Source organism: Serratia sp. JSRIV002 (genome assembly GCF_019968725.1).
In the GTDB taxonomy this organism is placed as follows: Bacteria; Pseudomonadota; Gammaproteobacteria; order Enterobacterales; family Enterobacteriaceae; genus Chania; species Chania fonticola_B.
Map to the genome: position 1 here is coordinate 5,270,205 of NZ_CP074143.1, position 23,157 is coordinate 5,293,361.

At 52.0% G+C, this 23,157-nt stretch carries 16 protein-coding genes and 1 tRNA gene; 2 read left to right on the forward strand and 15 right to left on the reverse strand.

Features of this window, described 5'->3' with window-relative positions:
• Positions 1-153: 153 nt before the first annotated feature.
• A complete protein-coding gene (gene rpoD, locus KGP26_RS24670) occupies positions 154-1,992 on the forward strand; it encodes an RNA polymerase sigma factor RpoD (protein ID WP_021179483.1) in 1,839 nt (612 codons plus the stop codon).
• Between the two features lie 49 nt (positions 1,993-2,041).
• On the opposite strand, the gene mug is transcribed toward rpoD, so the two are convergent.
• Positions 2,042-2,530 (reverse strand): G/U mismatch-specific DNA glycosylase, encoded by a 489-nt coding sequence (gene mug, locus KGP26_RS24675; RefSeq protein WP_071682895.1) that lies wholly within the window; start codon positions 2,528-2,530, stop codon positions 2,042-2,044.
• Positions 2,531-2,678: 148 nt separating this feature from the next.
• On the opposite strand from mug, the gene KGP26_RS24680 reads away from it, so the two are divergent.
• A tRNA-Ile gene (locus tag KGP26_RS24680) sits at positions 2,679-2,755 on the forward strand.
• A 232-nt stretch (positions 2,756-2,987) separates the two neighbouring features.
• Here the strand turns inward: KGP26_RS24680 and KGP26_RS24685 are convergent.
• The 14 genes from KGP26_RS24685 to KGP26_RS24750 form a co-directional block, all read right to left on the reverse strand.
• A complete protein-coding gene (locus KGP26_RS24685; protein ID WP_223664703.1) occupies positions 2,988-3,533 on the reverse strand; it encodes a CDP-archaeol synthase in 546 nt (181 codons plus the stop codon).
• Positions 3,523-4,146: a CDP-alcohol phosphatidyltransferase family protein gene (locus KGP26_RS24690; RefSeq protein WP_209523682.1), complete on the reverse strand. Its 624-nt coding sequence runs from the start codon at positions 4,144-4,146 to the stop codon at positions 3,523-3,525. The genes KGP26_RS24685 and KGP26_RS24690 overlap by 11 nt, the downstream gene beginning before the upstream one ends.
• Positions 4,143-5,732 carry an AMP-binding protein gene (locus KGP26_RS24695; protein ID WP_223664704.1) on the reverse strand — a complete coding sequence of 530 codons (1,590 nt, stop codon included), beginning with the start codon at positions 5,730-5,732 and terminating at the stop codon, positions 4,143-4,145. The genes KGP26_RS24690 and KGP26_RS24695 overlap by 4 nt, the downstream gene beginning before the upstream one ends.
• Positions 5,732-6,775, reverse strand: coding sequence for a hypothetical protein (locus KGP26_RS24700; protein ID WP_021806904.1), 1,044 nt, complete (start codon positions 6,773-6,775; stop codon positions 5,732-5,734). Before KGP26_RS24700 ends, KGP26_RS24695 begins: the two co-directional genes overlap by 1 nt.
• Positions 6,772-9,516 carry a phosphoenolpyruvate synthase gene (locus KGP26_RS24705; RefSeq protein WP_245399445.1) on the reverse strand — a complete coding sequence of 915 codons (2,745 nt, stop codon included), beginning with the start codon at positions 9,514-9,516 and terminating at the stop codon, positions 6,772-6,774. Before KGP26_RS24705 ends, KGP26_RS24700 begins: the two co-directional genes overlap by 4 nt.
• 97 nt (positions 9,517-9,613) lie before the next feature.
• Positions 9,614-11,989 (reverse strand): phosphotransferase, encoded by a 2,376-nt coding sequence (locus KGP26_RS24710; RefSeq protein ID WP_021806906.1) that lies wholly within the window; start codon positions 11,987-11,989, stop codon positions 9,614-9,616.
• Between the two features lie 17 nt (positions 11,990-12,006).
• Positions 12,007-12,948, reverse strand: a complete 942-nt coding sequence (locus tag KGP26_RS24715) for a UbiA family prenyltransferase (RefSeq protein ID WP_223664706.1) — start codon at positions 12,946-12,948, stop codon at positions 12,007-12,009.
• A 43-nt stretch (positions 12,949-12,991) separates the two neighbouring features.
• On the reverse strand, positions 12,992-14,122 hold the full coding sequence (locus tag KGP26_RS24720) for an ABC transporter permease (protein WP_223664707.1): 1,131 nt from the start codon (positions 14,120-14,122) through the stop codon (positions 12,992-12,994).
• A gap of 3 nt (positions 14,123-14,125) precedes the next feature.
• A complete protein-coding gene (locus KGP26_RS24725; protein ID WP_223664708.1) occupies positions 14,126-15,052 on the reverse strand; it encodes an ABC transporter ATP-binding protein in 927 nt (308 codons plus the stop codon).
• Positions 15,049-16,053, reverse strand: a complete 1,005-nt coding sequence (locus tag KGP26_RS24730; protein WP_223664709.1) for an HlyD family secretion protein — start codon at positions 16,051-16,053, stop codon at positions 15,049-15,051. Before KGP26_RS24730 ends, KGP26_RS24725 begins: the two co-directional genes overlap by 4 nt.
• A gap of 553 nt (positions 16,054-16,606) precedes the next feature.
• On the reverse strand, positions 16,607-17,983 hold the full coding sequence (locus KGP26_RS24735) for a DUF3999 family protein (protein WP_223664710.1): 1,377 nt from the start codon (positions 17,981-17,983) through the stop codon (positions 16,607-16,609).
• Positions 17,980-20,751, reverse strand: a complete 2,772-nt coding sequence (locus KGP26_RS24740) for a DUF2339 domain-containing protein (protein ID WP_223664711.1) — start codon at positions 20,749-20,751, stop codon at positions 17,980-17,982. The genes KGP26_RS24735 and KGP26_RS24740 overlap by 4 nt, the downstream gene beginning before the upstream one ends.
• 103 nt (positions 20,752-20,854) lie before the next feature.
• Positions 20,855-22,312: an EmmdR/YeeO family multidrug/toxin efflux MATE transporter gene (locus KGP26_RS24745; RefSeq protein ID WP_021806913.1), complete on the reverse strand. Its 1,458-nt coding sequence runs from the start codon at positions 22,310-22,312 to the stop codon at positions 20,855-20,857.
• A gap of 140 nt (positions 22,313-22,452) precedes the next feature.
• Positions 22,453-23,142: a VIT family protein gene (locus KGP26_RS24750; RefSeq protein WP_037376223.1), complete on the reverse strand. Its 690-nt coding sequence runs from the start codon at positions 23,140-23,142 to the stop codon at positions 22,453-22,455.
• Positions 23,143-23,157 lie beyond the last annotated feature (15 nt).

The following is a 23,157-nucleotide window of genomic DNA, read 5'->3' on the forward strand; positions in this document are numbered from 1 at the left end:
CAAACGGCTTAAGTGCCGATAAATGCGAGGGCAGAGCCCTGCAATATGCCGCCACAGTGGGCCGCGGCAACAACAAAAACGCCCCAAATGCTATTGTTGGCGGTTTCGCCGACCGACACCAACCCAAATACTCTGAAGTGTGGATACCGTCTTATGGAGCAAAACCCGCAGTCACAGCTTAAACTTCTTGTCCAACGTGGTAAGGAGCAAGGCTATCTGACCTATGCTGAGGTCAATGACCATCTGCCGGAAGATATCGTCGACTCCGATCAGATCGAAGACATCATCCAGATGATTAACGACATGGGCATCCAGGTGATGGAAGAAGCACCGGACGCCGATGACCTGCTGCTGGCTGAAAATACCAACAGCACAGACGAAGATGCGGAAGAAGCTGCCGCTCAGGTGCTGTCCAGCGTAGAATCTGAAATCGGGCGTACCACTGACCCAGTGCGCATGTACATGCGTGAAATGGGTACCGTTGAATTGCTGACGCGTGAAGGCGAAATCGACATCGCCAAGCGTATCGAAGACGGCATCAACCAGGTGCAGTGCTCGGTTGCTGAGTACCCTGAAGCCATCACCTATCTGCTGGAGCAGTACGATCGTGTCGAGGCTGGCGAAGCACGCCTGTCCGATCTGATCACCGGCTTCGTCGATCCTAACGCGGAAGAAGACATCGCCCCTACCGCTACTCACATCGGTTCTGAATTAACCACCGAAGAGCAGGACGACGACGACAAAGACGAAGATGAAGAAGACGAAGCTGAAGACGACAACAGCATCGATCCTGAACTGGCGCGCCAGAAGTTTACCGATCTGCGCGATCAGTACGAAGCCACTCGTCTGGTTATCAAAAAGAACGGCCGCAGCCACGCCAGCGCAGCAGAAGAGATCCTGAAGCTGTCTGAAGTGTTCAAGCAGTTCCGCCTGGTGCCAAAACAGTTCGACTTCCTGGTCAACAGCATGCGTACCATGATGGATCGCGTTCGTACGCAAGAACGTATCATCATGAAGCTGTGCGTTGAGCAGTGCAAAATGCCGAAGAAAAACTTCGTCACCCTGTTCGCCGGCAACGAAACCAGCGACACCTGGTTCGCAGCGGCACTGGCAATGGGTAAACCCTGGTCAGAGAAGCTGAAAGACGTTAATGAAGATGTTCAGCGCAGCCTGCAAAAACTGCGTCAGATCGAAGAAGAAACCGGCCTGACCATCGAGCAGGTGAAAGACATCAACCGTCGTATGTCGATCGGTGAAGCGAAAGCCCGCCGCGCGAAGAAAGAGATGGTTGAAGCCAACTTGCGTCTGGTTATCTCGATCGCCAAAAAATACACCAACCGTGGCCTGCAGTTCCTGGATCTGATCCAGGAAGGCAACATCGGCTTGATGAAAGCGGTAGACAAGTTTGAATACCGTCGTGGCTACAAGTTCTCGACTTACGCCACCTGGTGGATCCGTCAGGCTATCACCCGCTCTATCGCCGACCAGGCACGTACCATCCGTATTCCGGTGCATATGATTGAGACGATCAACAAGCTCAACCGTATTTCGCGCCAGATGCTGCAAGAGATGGGCCGTGAGCCAACGCCGGAAGAGCTGGCCGAGCGTATGCTGATGCCAGAAGACAAAATCCGTAAGGTACTGAAGATCGCCAAAGAGCCGATCTCCATGGAAACGCCGATTGGTGATGATGAAGATTCACATCTGGGCGACTTCATCGAGGATACCACCCTCGAGCTGCCACTGGATTCTGCTACTTCTGAAAGCCTGCGTTCTGCCACGCATGACGTCCTGGCTGGCCTGACCGCACGTGAAGCGAAGGTGCTGCGTATGCGTTTCGGTATCGATATGAACACTGACCACACGCTGGAAGAAGTGGGCAAACAGTTCGACGTTACCCGTGAGCGTATTCGTCAGATCGAAGCCAAAGCGTTGCGTAAACTGCGCCACCCAAGCCGTTCAGAAGTGCTGCGTAGCTTCCTGGATGACTAAGGTTTAACAACCTCGTAAGAACCCCGGCTCGCCGGGGTTTTTTTATGCCTTATTTTAACGCCAGGAATAGCTCGCGGTAGCTCTCGGTAAGCTGCTCCAGCGTGGCACGATTCAATCCACTGGGATTAGGCAATACCCACACCTCAGTTTTACCCAGCATCATCTCCTGACGCCCCCAAGCGGCATTACGCACGCCAAACGCACTGCTGAACGCCTGTTTGCCCAGGATCGCCAAAGCACGAGGTTGGTAACGCAGAATTTTTTCTTTGAGCACCTCACCGCCACCGCGCAGTTCATCGCGTGAAAGTTCACTGGCCGCCACCGTTGGGCGCGCGACCAGAGCGGTGATCCCACAACCGTTTTCTTGCAGTTGTAGCCATTGTTCCGGGGCCAACTGGCGATCGGTGAAGCCCGCCTGATGGATCACCTTCCAGAAACGGTTACTGCCATTGGCAAAAGGATAGCCCTGATGGGCAGAGGAAAGGCCAGGATTGATGCCGCAGAACACCACCTGTAGGTTTGGCGCCAAGAGTTCCATGAGTATCACCAGTCCGTTAAAAGGAATTAACCGCGGTTATCGCAAAATCTGCCTGCAATTACAACAGGCTAGAACTGTGCATAAAAACATCATATGGTTTTATGGGTGTAGACCTGCATCCCATGATTACCGTATAATCACGCCGCCTGGCCCCTTAGCTCAGTTGGTTAGAGCAGGCGACTCATAATCGCTTGGTCACTGGTTCAAGTCCAGTAGGGGCCACCAAATTTTAGCTTTAAAAGCATATGATTAAGCCACTTCTCACGAGGTGGCTTTTTTATATCTGCGAACAAGTGGCAACAAAATGGCGGCGGGCTTTTTGCTGTCGTTACAGCAGCTCATTCCCCACTTGAATACAGCGCAGAATTACAATGCTAGCGCAAAAAATACCGACCAAACGCAGCCTCGCAAGCCGTTACACTTGGGCAAATAGTTCAAATGACACACTGACCCCAGCCTAAAACCTCGTCTTTTTCAACGCCAGTAAATACAACAACTGTTTCACCACAAAAGCACTCAACAAGAAAATAACCAAGATCAGCGCGGCTGACATTGCAGGCAACTTAAAATAGAGGGTATAGGCCAGCGTCACGCCAATAGCCGAATCTATCTGATCGCCGAAGATAAAAAAGGCACGGTTGCGAACCGGCAGCTTGCCCGGTGGAATGCCCAACTTTCTTTTCATCCATGAGTTAGGCAACTCCGGCAAAATATAACCCAATCCGGCAAGCAGTCCTGCAAGGCAGCACTCCTCAATCAGTATCGGTAATATTTCCTGTGGTGAATGAAGCTGACCAATGGGGAGCCATAAAAGAGCAAACAGTGCGGTTAACAGAGGAACCAGCAGCAACCCACGCCAGGTTTTATTCGCACCAAAGCAGGAAACCGCCAAAGGAACATTCAAAACCGCAAAGTAGTTATACCTAACAATTATCATATGGGTACAGCCTCCCAATATGACGGGGATCATCAGATACCACGCATATAACATGTCATACCACATAGAAGCCTCTGAAATGGAGTAAAGCGAAGCTGAAGGCACCAGACAGGGTAATCAAGATAATGATGCTCAGATGTTTAAACTTATAAAACGGCCGCCGCCACAGCATGGCTATGCTAAACAACAACAGCGCAACGCTGAGCAGCAGATAACCTGGCAGCGGTGGTAGCACCAGGCGCAGCAGCAAATAGGCTCCAAGGATAAACAGGCTCCAGAATACCGGCATACCGGGGTAAGAAAGCCCGCTGCTTCCTTCTATATTACCGACGTCATTAAACACCGAAAGCCGGATAGAACCGCAGGCCATCATCAACAGTAAAAATAGCGACCAGTAACCATCAAAGCCTGAAAGGTAGAACACTACTGCGGGTGAAATCAGGTAGATCAACTGATCCATAAACCCATCAAGATAGCGGCCAAAGGCGCGAACCAGCTTATTACGGCGAGCCCAGATGCCATCAAGCGCATCCACCAGCATGGCGAGAAACAACCAGGCAACCGATAAAAATAATTGTTTGTGCAGGGCGCAACCCATTGCAACTGCGCTAAAAAGTAGCCCAACCAGCGTAATACAATCGGCGGAATTTAAACGTATCAGGAAAGGAGACTTATTCATAAAGACGCCCTGTTCAACCTACATACCTTCAAAGCATTTTTTGCCAGTAAACGTTTCAGCTTCAGACGGTTAATTTTGCTGTTATGCCGAACGTCAACAGGCATCTCCGATAATTGGTACACTTGGGTGACGTCTATAAGCTGTAGCTCTGCCAGAATTGCCGATAACTCTTGCGGTAGGCTGGTGCATTGCAGGATCAGGGCCGCATTGCCTTGCGGATGAGCAACCAAAGCACAACGTTCTATTTCCTTGAGGTCATTAAGCCTTTTTTCAATAATATAGGGGTGAATTACCCGGTATTGATCAATGGCAATGCTGTCATTAACTCTGCCTAGTAGCCATATTTGCCCCCCCTCATCGAAGTACCCCACATCCCCGGTACAGTGCCAAATGCCGCCCTGTTTACGCGGAATTTTGTACCGCCGGGTTGCCTGCGGATTATCAATATATTCAGACAATACATGAGGGCCAGCTACCAGGATCTCACCAATATCTCCGGGAATGGGTGGCTTCAGCGTACCTGATTCTCCGTTAGGCATGATGTCCCGCAGACAGATTTCAGCAACCTTGATCGGCTTGCCGACCAGGTAGCCATCATGCTGCGACCAACGTTCCGTTAAGGTTTGTATATCGACACAGGCAATCGGCTCTGCTTCCGTTGAGCCATAAATCACCATCTGCTGCGCCAAAGGAAAAACCTGCAGGCAGCTCTGATAAAGAGCTTTACTGCCCGGAGCACCACCAATAATGATTTGGCGCACCTTGGAAAAGGTCAGCCGCCGTGCCTGAGCATAACCAATGATTTTCTGCATATAGGCAGGCGCACCACTGATGCGCGTGACACCAAAGTGGCCAATTTGTTGAATAACATCAGCAGGATTAACGCAAGCCGGTCTGGCGAAGTCAAAGCAGGGCAGAATGCTCTGTTGCCCCATGCTCAACGTCTGCAAAACAAGCACGGGAAAACTAAATAAATCAATATCATGATCTGTTGTAAGCATCAGGCTTTCGAGGGCGCGCTGTTGCTCCATCAGGCTACCATGAGTACGATTTGCCCCTTTGGGGATCCCGGTAGTACCCGAAGTAAAGGTAATCAGCCCGGTGGCATCAGGTGTCAGCGATTGACAGATAAAACCGCCATCCGGCGCATTAACGCTGACCTGTAGTTGCTGCATACCCAGCACCGGGTGGCCAACCACAAATCGCTTTAACCACCAAAGCTCGGGGATCAGCGGCCACCACTTGCCAGTTGTTGCTACAGTAATGATGGCTTTGGGCCGACAGTGCCTCAGCGTCGCCCGAAACTGCGCTCTAGTGAGCCCCCTCTCCGGCATAACGGCAACAATCCCTATTCCCAGCATAGCCATCAGCAAAGGATAGAGGTACAGGCCAGGGGGGATCAGCAACACCAGACGATCGCCACGGGTAAAACCGGACTGGATCAGCTGGCGCTGAAAATGTCCTGCCAGATTGATAAAGTCCCGATAGGTCAGAGTGGAATACTCGCCGTTGGATAGCGGAACATTGAGCGCGACCCTGTCGGGATAGCGTTCAGCAGACTGAACGATGAGCTGACAAAGGTTCATCAGAATAGCTCCTTGCCATACAGTGCGTAGTCGTGATGACGCCGATCGGTTCCTCTAAACAGCGATTTGGCCATGAGCAGGCTGGCGTTATCATCACGCATCATCGCCCCACCCGCGCGGGGATAATGTTGGCTAGTATATTGAAGATACTGACCACACAGATGGCCAAGCACACCAGTACGCCGATAGCGGGGATCTATCGCTACGGTTTTCCACAAATTGGCCTCTGCTTTACCGTCCCGATAGACCGGAAGCACCATGGACAAACCGGCAATCTCTCCATCCGTGGTTTGAGCCAACATAGATGAATGGGGGCAAAAGCGCCGGATAAAGTGTTCACCACAACGTTGCTGAAACTCATCCCACTTTAGCGGGGTGTAAGCGAAACCATCACCAAACAGACGATCGGTAAATGCAAACACTCGGCGTTGCTCTCGCATCCATAAAGCCGGAGTCAGCGGACGACTTTCGATATCTATGGGGAGCTTTTTCATCCGCAGGTATCGCTGTGACCAGTTATCCGCCGCCAAACTGGCATCATCGAAAGTCGAGAGATAGCGGTGCTTAACGCTGAACCCTAACTGTTCCAGTAAAGTGCCATAGTAAGGCGGATTGTAGGGCTCCCCAGTGAAAGCCCCCTTTTCAAACTGATTCAGGCGAATGCGGTACTGACCAAAAGTGGAAAAATTGATCGGCCCGTACAGCTGAGTAATACCGTACTTTTTTACCCACACCGCCAGGGCGTTGAACAGGTGTTGATTGCAGGACAAGTCGTTAATGCTTTCCCAGAAACCAAAAAACGCCACCTTCTGTCCTTCAACCAAATAAGGGGGGAGAAAACCCACCAGGCGAGCCTTTCCCGGTATAGTGCCAGTCCACGCCTTACCTTGTTCAAACCATGAGTTTTCCTGGCTGAACTGCTGTTTGAGCGATGCTTGATCTTCTCCCGGCCAGAGAGGATCGTGGCGATAGATTTGCTGCGGGAGAGACAGAAACGCCTCGGATAACTGCTGGCTGGGCCGCCATTCAGAGACGTTAATCATGGTAGAACCTCCTCCGAGTCTACACATGCGTCCTTTTTAAACGGCTCCAGCCGTGTCACCGTACCTGCCCCACCATCCATACGCACATACTCACCGTCGCGTATCAAGCGGGTGATATTGGGAATGCCGACAATGGCGGGGATCCCCATCTCCCTTGCCACCACGGCAGAGTGGGACAACGTAGATCCCCTTTCTATCAACAACCCCCCTGCCGTTGGGAACAGCGGCGCCCAACCGGGATCGGTCCGCTCGGTACAAAGGATCTGCCCAGACAGTGACATCTCATCTTCGGGAGATTTGATTAAGCGTACGCTGGCCTCCACGATCCCGGGATAGCAGCCGATACCCTGCAGTTGATTTTCATCTGATGGGAGTGCTTCCACCTGGTAAGGGTTGGCAAAGTCATGCTTCTGAAACAGGGAGCCATGACAACAGATGTGATGGGCCAGCTCTTCCGCTTCATAGCTGGCATATTCCCCTTGGCGGGCTCCAACCAGCGGTTTTAACTGGGTTTGAACGGCGGTTCCTTCATAGCCACTATAGATCTCATCCAGCGTGAGATAAAAGATGTCACGGGCCTGAGAGAGAATGCCTTCCTGAGCATACTGTCGGCCAAGCTGATTAAACAGATCGCGATAAATCCCGAGCAACCTGGTACGGGTAAAGCGCATATTTTCCCGATGACGGATAGCCTGACGAAGCCTGGCCAGATGACGTTTAAACTGCCGCATGCGACGCGTGCCCAGCTCGTACTCCACGATGCTAAAAGCACGCTTTTCCGCTTCGCTGCGTAATCCCCGTTCTCTGGCAGCCAGTGATTCTGGCGTTAAGTCGTCCAGCGTCAGATAGTTTTTCAGGATGGTAAACAGAAAGCGGGGATCATAACGAAGCGTTAAGGTTTCCAGCTTCATTTCGCCCATGGTGCGGTCGCCATATTTATCGATATAGCCAATACACTGCCGGTGGAAATGAGCGTCTTGGGTCTTGAGCTGGTTTAGCAGCGTGGCGCCCTGCCCCTGTTCAATAAGTTTACGCAAGGCGGGTTTAGAGCGGACGTACTGGCACATGACCAACAGTTCTTTGGTCGGCTGAGTACTTTCAATACCCTCTTCTCCAGAGAGTAAATCCCCCATCAGGGCAGCAGTTTTTTCACCTCCCGCAGCAGCCAAAGTACGGTATACCCGCCCGTTGTACATCATGACGTAAAAGTCATTGAGGATCGGCGTAGTCCAGCGCCGTAGCAAGTGTGTATCCAGATACCTAAGCAGTTCTGTCAGTTGGTTCGCCGTGAGCGTATGCAGGCGGTCGCGCGGAATGTTTGCCGTGAGGGTCCTGAACTGCTGTAAAAACTGTTCAACGTGGTTATCCATATTGCGAAACGAAGCCAGCAGGCGGATCAAAGCCTTCACCATGCCCGGCAGTTTGGCCGCTTTCTCCCACAGGGTGAACTGCCTGGATTGGACAAAATCCACCTGTTCCGTCAGCCCCATCATCCGTTCCATATCCTGCTTGTTGGTTTTGAATGATGGCAGTATCAGCAAGCAGCGATACCAGTTATTGATATTGTAATAAACCCGCCCCTTAATCAGCCCCAGCATGTTATCTAACATGTCCTGAGACTGGCTAACTTGCTCATCAGAACAGCCAAGAATACGCATAGTTTGCTCATATACCGTCGCATAGGCGGCTCTGGCAAACGAGAACGTCAACGGCGTGGTTACCCCACAATAGGATTCCTGAATATTGGCGTTGTTAAACACCAGACAGCGGTCAACCGGTTCGGCGACTTTCGGCAGGCGGGTAATCGGACGGGTTTGTAAAATATAGAGCAACTGGTCTTTAATGGTCCACTCAATATCCTGCGGGCAACCGCAGTGGCGGGCAATGCTATTGCCTATATCCCGTAACGCATAAATTTGTACATCGGTGAGCGTTTCGGCCCACTGGCTGGCTTGATCAATATGCTGAGTGACCGTACCCCGCTGACGGGTTTTATCAAACACTAACGCAACGCGCTTTTCGACAATACGGCGCTCAATCTCATCCTTGAACAGATGGACACTAAACTCATCCGTATCACATTCACCAGAAACCACCCCTTCACCGACCCCCCAGGCTGAGGAGATCAATCCATGCTGGCGGCTCCCTGTCACCGGATTTGCAGTAAACATCACGCCGGAAACCTCACCGTCCACCATTTTCTGAATAATGACGGCACTGCGGATATTATCCACAGGTATTCCCCTGTGCAGCCGATATTGCAGTGCCCGGGTATTAAAAGCAGAAGCCATCACGGCACAAATGCTTGCGCTAATCGCTTCACCCCCCTGCTGGAACAGATAGCTGTCCATCTGTCCGGCAAAAGAGGCATTATCCGCATCTTCACCAATGGCTGACGAACGAACAGAAAAGAAAGTATCGGGATAGTCCGCCAACAGTGCCGACAGGGGTTTTCGTAGACCCGCAGGCAACTGTGCCTGCTGTATCCGTTGCCGCAACGGGGTGGCAAGCTCTTCCAGTGCCTCAAAGGTGATATCCGCTGTGACGGTGGTTAACCGCAGCACCATTTCGGCAGTAACCGGATCCTGAGTGACCAGTTGAGTAAGGATATCGCTTGGCACCACCCACCATTCTGGTACGGGATACTGTTCCAACGATAACCATAAAAGATTTTCGGCTTTTCCACCCAATTGATCCTGAGTTAATTGTACTGCCTGATGCTGAGAGTATAAGTTTGTCATAGAGTCCATTTGAGCGATCCGATCGGGTCAGTTGCCCAACAGAAGAACCGCTGAGTAAACTGACCAATCTTGCACGCCTCTCCTTGGCTAAAATGAATTAAGTGGTGCTATGAGCTCGTGTCAGTTCAATAAGTTTGCGCAGGGTCTGCATAGCTCGATCGATAAACGGATAGGGGCTGACGTGGTGTGCCATTAAATAGAATGGAATACGCCGTAGCCAAAAATCATGCAGCGCCAGCACATAACCTCTCTGCCACTGAATGGCATCAACAGCGCTTTGGCTATGGTGCTCTAACTGCTGGCGATGAAATTCGAGGTAGTGCGCCACCGTCTCAGCGCTAATATCTGCCTGCTGCGTGAAAACCAACAGCTCGACCAGATCCCGCTGAGGCAGGTGCAGCGTGGCCAGTTCCCAATCCCAGCAGCACAGTTCCAGCCTCTCATCACACTGCCGGAAGGCAATATTGCGCGGATTAAAATCGTTATGTACCAGCGTGCGTGGCATCTGCTCTATTTCGCTGCACCAGATTTCTATGCTGGCTATCCATGACAAGAAATAGTCATGCTCTGACGGGGTAAAGTAGTGGTCTACGTTTTGGGCCATAAAACCCGCAAATGCCTGTAACAGGGGACGTTGCGCCAGAGTGTTCTCTTTGCCCTGCAGGCAGATTTCAGGGAATTGCTGTAACAGCGCACCCTCCTGCCCCAGCCAAACGGCATGGATTTCTGCAATACCCGCGATGGCCACTTCAATATGGCGGGGTTGCCATAAGCCGATGCCGTTGGTGGAATCCATCAGCACTAAATCGTGGAGGTGCTCTTCAATCAAGGCATAGGTGCGCGTTTTGTCATCACGAATAACGCCATAAACCTTTGGCATATACCGCGTCAGGCGTGGATCATGCTGATTCATTACCGCCACTTCGCGGCTGTGGGTGTTAACAAACTCTATCAGGTGTGTCGCATCTGAAAGAGCCTGAAGCAGAGCCGGTGAACACTTCCCGGCAAAAAACTTCATCATGGTGAAGATGTCTTGATCCAGAGGCTTGAGCTTCAGCATCACCGGAATATCCTGCCGTGCCGCATTGGTCAAAGTACCGGGAAACAGCCCCATCAGCCTGTACGAATGTTGGGCGCTGAGGGTGGTCAACAGACTGTATTTTTCGTCTGAACCTGCCGATATAGCCGCGGATACCGGCAGTTTACTGCCCCAGACCGGGTTATAGGATGCGGAGTGGAAGAAAGCGAGATTGAGCTCCGCCAATGTGGTGGGAGCGGCGGCAAGGTGTGGGCGGTTGCGCCCCAGCTTCTCATGGGATTTGGCAAATTCATCTGCCGCGATAGCGGACAGCGTGGAAATATCCAGGGCAAGGCAATAGCTGGCAATAATTTCCGCCAGCTTGCTGGTACCGTCCGGCCCGCTACAGCCTAACATGTTCAAACATTCACGCTGATGAGGGAGATAAGTGCCGCCGCCAACGGTACCTATGACCAGAGAAGGCAATGTGATGCTGCAATAAAGCGCCCCCTCGTTGTTCAGCTCCATGCGTAAATGAGCGACGGAAGATTCATGGATGCAGGCAATATCCTGCCCTAGGGCAGTAAACAGTGCCGCAATGACATTAGCAACGTTGATATTCATACCGACCATACCGGCGGCTATGGCGCCTTCCACAGCATGGTGGTAAGCATTAACTAACTGAACAGGAGTGACCCGCAGGATGGATTGACACACTCTGGCACTCAGGTACACCTCGGCAATCACCCGCGTACCCCGGCCGTGGATCAGCGACTGATAAGAGACTTTCTTATCGCTGGATAAATTACCATCGATCATAAAGTGATGAGGCTTAAGGTCCGTGGTCGTCGCCAGCTTCTCCTGGATCCACCGGCAGACATGCCAGGTACAGGTTGTCGTCATATTCTGCCCGGCGGCAGCACCTGTTTCATAGATAAAGTGTAGGTGTACACTGCGCCCGATAATCTGAGGTGTTAAGGCCACCAACTGCGCATAACGAGAGTGGCTGGAAATTTCGCTGCGTAACTCATCGAGATAGTTGACTACCCAATGACTGAACTCCAGCGCCTCTGTCACACTGAGAAATTCAAAGTGTGGCACACGCATCATACGCTGGCCCAGCACCCTGGCCGTGGCACCACCAGAACGGGTAATCGCCGTGGCGCCCCGTGAAATAGAAGCGATCAATGCCCCTTCCGTTGTCGCAAACGGGGCGTAGAACAGCCCCTGAGCGTGCAGCCCGTTGATTTGCAGCGGGCCACCAATACCTACAGGGACTTCTACCGAGCCAATAAACCCTTCAATGTTGTTGGATAGCGCGGTGGCATCAAACGAGTTCTGGGCAACCTTATCCAGCGAACACTGCATGTGCTTTGACAGATAGGCTAAACGCTGCTGCCGGGCTTTTTCCGTATAGGTATACAGATGACGTGGTGACAGACCTTTTATCGACATGATAACATCCTTAAATATCAAACGATTACGGCAATAAAAATCGTTATTGCACACACCAGATAACCAACGGCCAGGTAGAGACCAACAATGGCTTCATTGCGCTTTCGGTTGCGAATACAGGGGTGATGTAAAAACGTAACGAGCTGATACAGGGTTAAAATATAGAAAATCACTAACGGGATCAGGGATAAGAAAGGAACATTCCCGATAGTCGCCATAATCAACCCTAGCTGGATGAGCAGCATCACAGAAATCAGTATGATCAGAATGATGAAAATGGTTTTTATCCCATAGATTGAGGAGTAGGTAGGGATCTCTTGCCGATCTTCATCCGGGCCTTTAAATTTACGAGTGATTTCGAAAATAAATCCCGCAGTAAAAGAGAGAAGCATCAATATTTGCATCGGAGCACTGAGCGTAACGCCAGGAACCGCTATATTGGCCAGCCACCAGATGATTAACGGCATCACCAACATATGGGAGATGGCATAACAGGTCAGATATTGATTGAGCCACTGACCAATAAAGAACTCTTTACCCATCAGGCAGGTCCAGGCGAATAGCAGTACCCACGCCAAGGTCGCCCCAGCGATACCCCCATCAATGGCCATACTGGCGAAGAGCTGTAGTGCAATACAACCTGCACCGACAAATTTAAGATGTTTGAGCGTGATCAATCCCCGTTGAAGTACCCGCTGAGGATGATGCTCACAATCGATGAGATAATCCTTATGTTCGTCAAAAACTCGCAACAGCAGAAAATAGGACCAGGATAGTAGGCAGCCTATAATAATATTCCATGAGAAAATCACTTCCCTCTTTTCTGAACTGGCCGCCACGGCATACGCGACAATAAACAGCAGAACAAAGAAGGGGGCATTAGGCAGAGGAAAACGTTCGTGTATCCATAGCATAAAGCGCCGTACCAGCGGCTTTTCATATAATCCATTATCTTTCATAAATCACTTCCATCGGGTTTTGAAATCGGGATAGCGGTATTAGTTAATCTAGAGTGCGGTGATAGAAATAGAGGCCGAGGAGCATAAATCCGCAGGTGAATCCGATCAGCGGCCAAACATCTGCCCCCATCTCAAAGATGGTGTTGCCTTTCAGGATCACGCCACGGGCCAGCCGGAGAAAATAGGTCATAGGTAAAAAATAGCCAATAACCTGCGCCCACTCTGGCATCCCCCGGAATGGGAACATAAACCCGGTCAACAACACCGAAGGTAAAAAATAGAAAAAAGTGAGCTGCATTGACTGTAACTGGTTTTTAGCAAAGGCAGACAGCGCAATACCCACCGCCAGACTAGAGACGATAAACAGTAAGATAGCGATAAACAGCGAGAACAGATCCCCCAGGATCGGCACATTAAACAGGTAAACGATCATCAAACAGATCACAACGGACTGAAGCCCGCCAATCATCACATAGGGCGTAATTTTTCCGGTCATCACCTCTAAGGGCATCGCAGGGGTCGCCAATAGGCTCTCCATCGTGCCGTTTTCGCTTTCTCGGGCAATGGCAAGGCCAGCCATCAGTACCAGCGTCATAGTCAGAACAATACCCAATAATCCGGGGACAATATTGTATTGAGTGTTCCCTTCGGGGTTAAACAGCCGATGCTGACGCACATCAATAGAAACCCGTGATGCCGCTGGCTTTAGCGCTTCAGGCAAATTTCTGTTTAACACCCGTTCCGACAGCATATTCGCGGCTATCAGCGGTTGAATAATGGCTACCGGATCGGTGGCATCAGCCTCAATCAACATACTGGCTTTTTCACCGCGCAATAATTTATGACTAAAGTCAGAGGGGAAATTAATAACAAACTGTACTTTTCCCTGTGCCAACGCCTCTGCCGCTTGTTGCTCCGTGGCCCATTCCGCTTGAAAAGAGAAATAACCGGAATTATGTAGTGCATACAACATACTGCGACTCATTACGCTTTTGTCCGCATCAATAACCGCAGTAGGCAAGCGGTGAGGATCGGTATTAATGGCGTAGCCAAACATAATAACCTGCATCAGAGGAAGGATAATCAGCATCCCGGCGCTCAACTCATCGCGCCGTAGCTCCTGTAATTCTTTGACGACAATTCCCCACCAGCGGGTTATAGAAAATAGAGGCATGGGTTAATTCCTGACAGCGGTACTTTGTTGGTGCTGTTTAATTAAGCGGGCAAAAATATCCTCTAGCCCGGTATCCACCTGAGCCAGACGATAATCCTGATGAAATCGAGCCAACGACTGCTTAAGCAACAAGGGATCACTACCGGTGACGTGCAGCACATTGCCCAACAGAGTGGTATGTTCAACGCCAGGCAGCGGTATCAATTGTTGTTCCAGACGGCTGAGCTTTTCCCCACGCACCGCCCAGGTGATAAGCCGCTGCTGCTTAATCACCTCATCCACACAGCCCTGGACCAGTAGGTTGCCGTAGGCGATATAGGCAATCTGATGGCAGCGTTCCGCTTCGTCCATATAGTGAGTGCTAACCAAAATTGTCACGCCGCTGTCTGCCAAGCGATGCAATATTTGCCAAAACTCCTGCCGGGCGTTAGGGTCAACCCCTGCGGTGGGTTCATCCAGCAACAAAAGTTTCGGGTTATGCAGCAGGCTGGCGGAGAGTGCCAACCGCTGCTTCCAACCGCCGGATAGCCGTTTAGCCAATTGATGACGGTGATCCTGTAAACCCATTTGTTGCAGGATCTCCTCAACTTTTTTCTCCCGCTGGGGGATGGTTTGCAGCCGGGCGATGAAGCGCAGATTTTCTTGCACCGTCAAGTTTTCCCACAGGGAGAAATGCTGAGTCATATAGCCCACATGCTGTTTGATCGTGTCCTTTTCACGGTAGAGATCAAAACCCAGGCAGTGGCCGGTGCCAGAATCAGGCGTCAACAGGCCGCACAACATACGAATGGAGGTCGTTTTACCGCTGCCGTTAGGGCCGAGAAAGCCACAAATCTTGCCGGTATTAATTTCCAGAGAAAGATCGTTGACCACGTGGCGATCGCCAAAATACTTATTCATATTCTGGACGCTGATAGCCAACCTGCTCATGATGAAAGATCCACCGTTACCGGCATTCCGGGATGTAAATCCCCCGCCAGACTTTGGGTGGCTTTAGCTTCGATAAGGAAGATCAGCTTTTCTCTTCGCTCATTGCTGTAGATGACAGGCGGAGTGAACTCCGCCTCGGCAGAGAGATAATCAATGGTTGCCGCAACCGGTACTGAACCAGGCTGTAGAATAACTTTAATTTCTTTTCCGACGTTTACCTGAGGTAGCAGTGCAGCAGAGATAAAAAAGCGGATTTTATGCTTACCCGGCGGTAGCAGGCTAACGACGGGGCTCCCTGCTGGAACCCACTCCCCGACCTGATAAAAAGTGTCAAATACTTGTGCGTTTACCAAGGAAGCGCGTGTCATTTGATCCAGTGCCCACTTGCTTTGATTAAGCACCGACTTTGCCGCTTCAATACGGGCTGTTTGAGCCCGTTGTTGAGCATCGCGGGCGGGGAGTTCATCAGCGGAAAGGCGATTTTGTAACTCCTCAACTACCGCTGCTTTTTGATTATAGTCCGAGCGGTAGGTTTCCAGTTCAAACTCAGAAATAGCCCCGCGTTTTGCCTGCTTTTCATTACGTGCCAGTTTTGAATGGGCGAGCCGCGTTGCAATAATGGCACCGTTGAGCTGGGCTCGCAAAACGTCTAATTCCGTTTTTCTTCTACCAGACTGTAAATCAACAAGCGTGGATTGTTCTATATCTAACTGATGTTGCGCCTGTAAGTAGCGCTGGGTTTCACGTTCATTATCCAAAGCAAACAATAAAGCATCAGAGTGAATTCGATCGCCTTTTTTGACATGGAGTTTTTTTAGCACACCAGAGGCTGGGGCAGCAATATACATAAAGTCCCCCTCGACATACCCCTGGATCAACAGATCATTCTTATTATCACAGGCAGAAAGCAACCACGACAATAGAGTGCACGCTATTATTTTTTTAAATCTAATAGCGATAGTCAACAACAAATAGAGCATCAGGGAATTATCCTTTTCCATAACACCATAATAATTAAGCAGTAAAACCAAACTATTTTACATACTCGAGCTATTCCCCCGTTAAACAACTGGTCGAGGCCGCGTCCTAAATGCAGTATACGATGTCAGGGTGCAGACTGCTTATATCAATTCACCAGCAATGAATAGAGTGCCAAGAATAACCATGTTATCCATGTCGGTCAACATTATTAGTTAATGAAATTATTATCGATTACGGACAGTCCAATATCCACCACCTGGAGATTCCGAATACATGAGAATTAATTAGAATACTCTTTAAATCAGGAGTCAGTTACTTTAATCAATGGCAGGTTATTAATTTTCAGTGGTTTTATTATGGTGTTTAGCTATTAGTACCGAAATAAAAATGCCCATACATCAATATATATCAGACCCAACTGAGGTAAAACTGATCCTACCTACGAACAATGGGCACCATCTTTAAAGGATAGCGCCTTAGCCTATAGGGCGCTTCTATATCTATAAATGCACAAGGGGCAACGCCACCGCGTCACCCCTTGTTTTCTATCCTAACAGCCAGCAATCACTTGCCCTATTGCGGCTTCTGCTGAACCTCTTTCCACAGCTTCAAGGCCAGCAACACCAATCCCCCCGCCCCCACAACCAGCAGCAGCCAGAGCAGGCCTTTCTTCCACATACTGGCCTCTTCTGCGGCATCTACCGCGCTCAAGCGTTCGGTGCCGCCCAGGGTCACTTGGGATTGCAACCCAGCTTCTGGCAACGCATCGGCATCTATCGTTTTACGCAGCTCTGCCGGGATCAGGCTATCTAAAGGGATCGCCTGAGGCTGGGCCGCTTTATTTCCCCACGCCAGCAGGAATGGCGTGGTTCCCTGGGCATTGAATATCAAAGTTTGGCTATCGCGCTGTGCCGAGACTTCTGGCAGTGAATCGCCCCATTGCTGGTTGATGCCTTTCAAACGAATACCCTGCACCAGCAAGCCGTTCAGCGGGATTGCCTCTGCGGTGCGGCCATTCACCGAGAACACCACCTGCTTGGTCAGAGGGTGCCAATTGTCACTTGCTGCGCTGCGGTAATCGATCTCGAGCGGCAATACCGTATTGCTCTGCGTCGGCCGAATGCTGATATTGTTCAAGGGTTGAGGATTCGGCCAGCTATATTCCGCCTCACTGGCCGAAATGGCTTTTTGGTTGAAGGTCAGGCCGATCCTTTGCTGTTCGGTGTGTCTGGACGCCGCAATCCCCTGCACTGACTGGATCTTCAAATCAGGGGCCGTTTTGGCATCGTTGAACACCAATAGCAGATAACGAGGTCTGGCATAGTCATCAAGATCGATGGTATCCAACAGCAACCGATCGCTGCCAGAGACCAGATCCATCAAGGGCACATCCTCAGCGCTGCTCGACCAGTCTTTTAAATCGCGGCTAGAAAACAGGCTAACGCGGGTCTGCCAATTCTCGGGCAGACGCTCCCAGGCCAGTTTTAACTGGGTCAGACGGGGATAGTTGCCCTCATGCTGCGGGATCTCCAGCAGATAGGTGTTCCCCATTGGCTGGTCGCTATCCACAGGCAAGGTAACTTCAACACCACCTGCGGATTTTAACGAAATCACCTGTTGTTCCTGATTAGTGACCCTTTTCCCCTTCATCGGGAACAGGAGCAGAGGGAAAGTCTGGCTATTGTCCTGAGTAGTGACGTTCGCGGCCAATGCAAAGGGGACGGCCTGCCCCTGATTGTTGAACACCCGCACATCGCGCAGATCCGGCCAAACGCTCTCGGTATACACTGCCTCAGGCAGTTCAATACGGAAAAATGGCGCGCTGCCTTCAGTGGTTAGCGAGATGCCATAGGCGAAATCTTGCGGTTTTTCAGCCACCGGCTCCGCATTGGCCGCACCGGCCAGACAAAGCGACCCCAGCAGCAACCAGTTATTCAGTTTTACTTTCATACATTCCCTCGTTCGCTTGCCACATTGGGTTCCTTACCGCGCACCGCTTTGGGTGGCAATGGGGAAAAATATCCCACGATCAACACCAGTATCGCCACGCCGATAAACGCGATGGCACGAGCCAATCCCCCACCCCGGGCGCTATCAACCAGCATCAGCTTAACAATGACGATTCCGAGCAACGCCGCACCGCCAAACCAGACCTCACGCTGCCCACGGCGAGTTGACAACACCATGACGATCAGCGCTATCAGCATCCACAGCAAAGCGAAGGTGGTCTGCACCAGGCGGGAGCCCCAGAGCGTATCAACCCGCCAGGCAATATCGGCGTAATAGGCCAGCGCACGCAGGACCACCCCATTGCCCCACCAGAACAGCATCGCGAGGGTAAACAGCGGTAGCGCCTGTTTCAGCAATGCAGCAAACTGCGGGTATTCCCGCCGGACAAACAGCCCCAGAGTCACCAGTGCCAAGAGTGCAAAACCAGCCCCCTCTTCCAACGGGTTCAACAGTGGTAAATAACGCCAGCCTATACTGACCCCATCAAACACGTTGCCTACCAGCAACAGCAGCAAAGCCAACGCCGCCAATGGGGCCAAGGCAATCGCACCATACAGCTGACGATGTTCGGCAAACGGCCAGCATCCTTTGCGCAGCGCACCATGTGTAGCCAAGATGATCAGGGAGAGGAAGCCCATTTGCAGGCCCAATTGCCATTCATCCATGCCCCACGGCAAGCGCATCGTGCGCCAAAAGACTTCATAACCCAGCGCAAACACCACCATCCAGAACAGCGACAGGTGTAATCCTTGCTGCAGGCGCAGTAACGGCAGGGAGCCCGCTTCGCGCTTCAGCAGCCAGTACGCCACCGGCAAGGCCAGTAACCAGACCAGATTCGGCCAGCCGAAGGACAATAAAGAATCAAAGTCGACCAATTGGAACAACAGCATGGCCAACATACCCGGCCACAGTAACCAAATGCTATAACCTGGTTCGAGCCAGGCCAGCCTTTGTGCCACCCAACGCCACAGCACTGCGGATAGCGTCAACAAGGCCAACGCCAGGAAAGCCCCGTAGCCATAATCAAGCGGCAATCGCCCGGCAAAACCGAGCAGGCAAACCAGCCAGAGCAGGATGCCGCCAGCCAGGAAGGCGCGGCTGACAACCAGCCTGAATGCAGCCTCGCTCTCCAGATCGCGCCAGAGGAATGCCACCGCTAGCCAAGTTAATGCCAGTACGGCGAACACCAGCGTGAAGGAGAGCGTCGTCATTCCAGCGCCAAGAGCCACCAGGGCGGAAGCCAAGGCCAGCACCAACAGACCAGAACCGCTGAGGCTCATGCGGATTTGCTTTTGCTCACGACCAAGCCACAGAATGCCCAGCCCTTCCAGCGCCCAAGCCATGGATGTCCACTCAGCAGACAGTGCCAATGGGATAGCCAGCGTAGTGAACACCCCGCCTAGTGCCAAACCGGAAACCGCCAACATGCGGCCCAGGGATGGGTAGCGCTTCAATGCGGCCCAGGCCAGTAACAGGTAAGCCAAACCGAAGCCCAGCGCCGAGAACGCCGGGCCAAACTCCCACTGGCGAACGATCAGATACTGCATGCCGAAACCGATTAACGGTGGGCCAAACAGCAGCGCGCCATCGATAATCTTCTCGCCAGGCAACTGTGCACGTAGAGTCAACGCCAGGCATAGCACGCCAAAAATCACGATATTGGCAATCAGGAACAGCTGGCAGCCCAGGTAGTATTCCGGCAGGTAGTTGTTTACTCCCCACAGCCCAGCGACGCCAAAAGAAAAAACAAAGCCCAGCAGGTTAAGTGGCCGCCATGGCTGCCAGACGCTGATCGCCAGAATGCCCAGCGAGAGCAGCAGATAATAGGAGAATAGCGCGATATAACTGCCGCCACCGGTGGACAACAGCAAAGGTGAAAGATAGCCGCCAATGCTGGCAAGCATCGCCAGGCTGAGGGCACGCTGCAATACGGCCAAGCCCACGCTGGCGGCGCAGATCACCAGCATCAGGCCAAATGCCAGCATATGTGGCAACAGTTGATAAAGCCGGAAGGCACCAAATACGGTGATATAGAGCGCGCCAACCGCGCCCCCTTGCAGGATCAGGGCATACATCGTCTGTTTAACACGCAGACGCCAGCCAAACCACAGTAAAACGCCGCTAGCCGCCGCCGCGCCCATTAACCTGAACTCAATAGGCAGCATGTCACGTTCAACAGTGTATTTCATCAGGTAGGCCAAACCGAAGAACAGCAGCAAGACACCCAGCTTCGCCAGCGGATTACCTTGCATAAACCAGCCCACCAGCCCGCTGAGCAGGTCGTTTTTCGGTTGCTGTGGTTTATCAATGGCAGGTCTATCAGCAATAGGTGGGCGAGGAATGCTTGCTACTGGTGCAACTGGTTTTGGAGCTGTGGGTTCCCATGGTGATATAACCGAAGGGGTAACGGCCATGTCAGCGGCGGGTTTAACGGCTGACTGTTGTGCCGCGTTCGCAGCAAAGTCATGCGTTGTCTTCGCAGCCACAGGTGGCACCTGGGGAGTTGGCGTTGGCGGCGGCCGCGATCTCCCGGTTTCCTCGAAGCGGAGATCATCCACCTGTTTTTGCAACTGGGTGATGGTCAGTGTCAGTTGGGTAATTTCCCGCTGGTTGCGGTTGCCACGGCCGAGCGATACCACCACAGAAATAGGTAATACCACCAGGCACAGGAACAACGCCAAACCAGCGATAAATATCAATCCATCCATGGTGCACCTTTAGATCATTTATCGTGGCATCAGTCTTACACCAAAACATAACCGCCGACAATGGATTGATACTGCCAACCCGGCTCAGTCCAATAAAATACCGTTAGCTTGGCGACTGTTCTTCGGCTGATTCAGGCTGGTTTTTTCTGAGCCGTGGATATTTCCATAGCCAGCGCCCGCTGACCATACGCCAATAGAAGAAGACTCCGCGAACGGCCCAGTCCAAGAACATCCCCAGCCAGACCCCCACTACGCCCATGCCCAGCACGATGCCCAGGATATAACCGGCGACTACTCGGCAGCCCCACATACCCAACATCGTCACCCACATGGCAAATCGGACATCACGCGCGCCCTTCAACCCGGCGGGTAACACCCAGGACGCGGCCCAGATCGGCATAAACGCGGCATTGAGCCAAATCAGGATTTTGACCACCTCTTTAACATCGTCTTCCTGGGTATAAAATGAGGCAAACAGCCCGGCAAAGGGAGCGGTTCCCCAGGCAATCACCGTCAGGCCAATCGTTGCCAGCCAAAAGACGTGCTTCATCTGCCGCTCGGCCTGAGCAATTTGCCCTTTCCCCAGACGCCTGCCGACGATAATGGTCGAAGCCGATCCCAAGGCATTCCCCGGCAGGTTAATCAGGGCCGCGATAGAGAAAGCGATAAAGTTACCGGCGATGACGTTGGTCCCCATCCCGGCGACAAACATTTGTGTCAGCAGTTTGCCAGCGTTGAACAGTACCGATTCGATACTGGCGGGAATACCAATCCCCAGCACCTCACGCAGGATGCTGCTGTTGAGTGGCGTAAAATAGCTTTTGAGCGTAATACGCAGCGCCGGATTAAAGCCCACCGCCAGAACCGCAATAATGGCGATCGCGCCAATATAGCGGGCAATGGTCAGCCCCAGCCCCGCGCCAACAAAACCCAGCCCTTGCCAACTAAATACCCCATAAATCAGCGTACTGCTGATGAGGATGTTGAGGATATTCATGCCGCCATTGATCAGCAGCGGGATCTTGGTGTTGCCCGCCCCACGCAGGGCACCACTACCAATCAGGGCAATGGCGGCTGCCGGGTAGCTCCAGACGGTGGTTTGCAAATAAGAGAGCGCCAGCGATTTGACTTCGGGCGTGGCTTCACCGGCGATCACGTTAATGATCTGTTGCCCGGCCAAATGGATCCCAACCGCCAGCAGCACCGCCAGCACGGTCATTAATACCAGCGACTGGCGTGCCGCCGCCCGCGCTCGTTTACGATCGCGAGTGCCAAGGCTAAAGGCCACCACCACCGTGGTACCCAGATCCACCGCCGCGAAAAAGGCCATGATGACCATGTTGAAACTGTCTGCCAGGCCAACACCCGCCATCGACTCTTTGCCGAGCCAGCTCACCAGGAAGGTGCTGAGCACCCCCATCAGCAGTACGCAGGTGTTCTCTAGAAAGATCGGAACTGCCAGTGGCGTGATCTCCCGCCAAAAAAGCACCCGATAGCTTTTTCGCTTGGCATACCAATGCGTCTTGGCAACGTGCTGGGGCAGTAGCCCGTGTAAGTTCAAGATTGGCCTGTAGCAAGGAAGTGAAACGTCGTTTCAAATGATGGGTTATCAACGCTTACTCTGCAAGCGTTTTCTTCTCACTATACGTTGCCAAAGATGACTGCGACTCAGAGAAAAACATCCTGCTATTGGTTTAACACTTATCCCGTAACCAAACCAAATAACGCCCCAATCCCCGAGGACATCCCCATGGCCAGTGCACTCCAGAAAGTAATACGCATCACTCCAGGGCCGATTGGTGCACCGCCCACTTTGGCCGAAACACCCCCAAGTACTGCCAGTGAGATCAATGCTGAGCAGGCAATGGCGGGGATGGCCCATTCCGTTGTCGCGATGGCCGCTACACATAGCGGTAATATTGCCCCGGCAGCAAAACTCAACGCTGAAGCCCACGCGGCCTGTAAAGGACGCGCGGTGGTGATTTCTGAGATCCCCAGTTCATCACGCGCATGGGCGCCTAGCGCATCATGGTGCATCAGTTTTTCTGCCACTTGTTTAGCCAGAGCCAAATCAAGCCCCCGATGGACATAAATCGAGGTTAACTCGCGGTGTTCCCCCTGAAAATCGCTATTCAGCTCAGCTTGCTCTTCAGCCAGCGCGGCCTTTTCAGTATCAGCCTGGGAAGACACTGAAACATACTCACCGGTTGCCATCGACATCGCACCAGCCACCAAACCCGCCACCCCGGTCAAGAGCAAACTTTGCTGAGTGACGTTAGCCGACGCTACGCCCAACAGCAGACTGGCGGTAGACACTATCCCGTCATTAGCCCCGAGAACGGCAGCCCGCAGCCAGCCTATTTTTTCCATGCTGTGTCGTTCCCGGTGCATTTTGTTTCCCTTTAT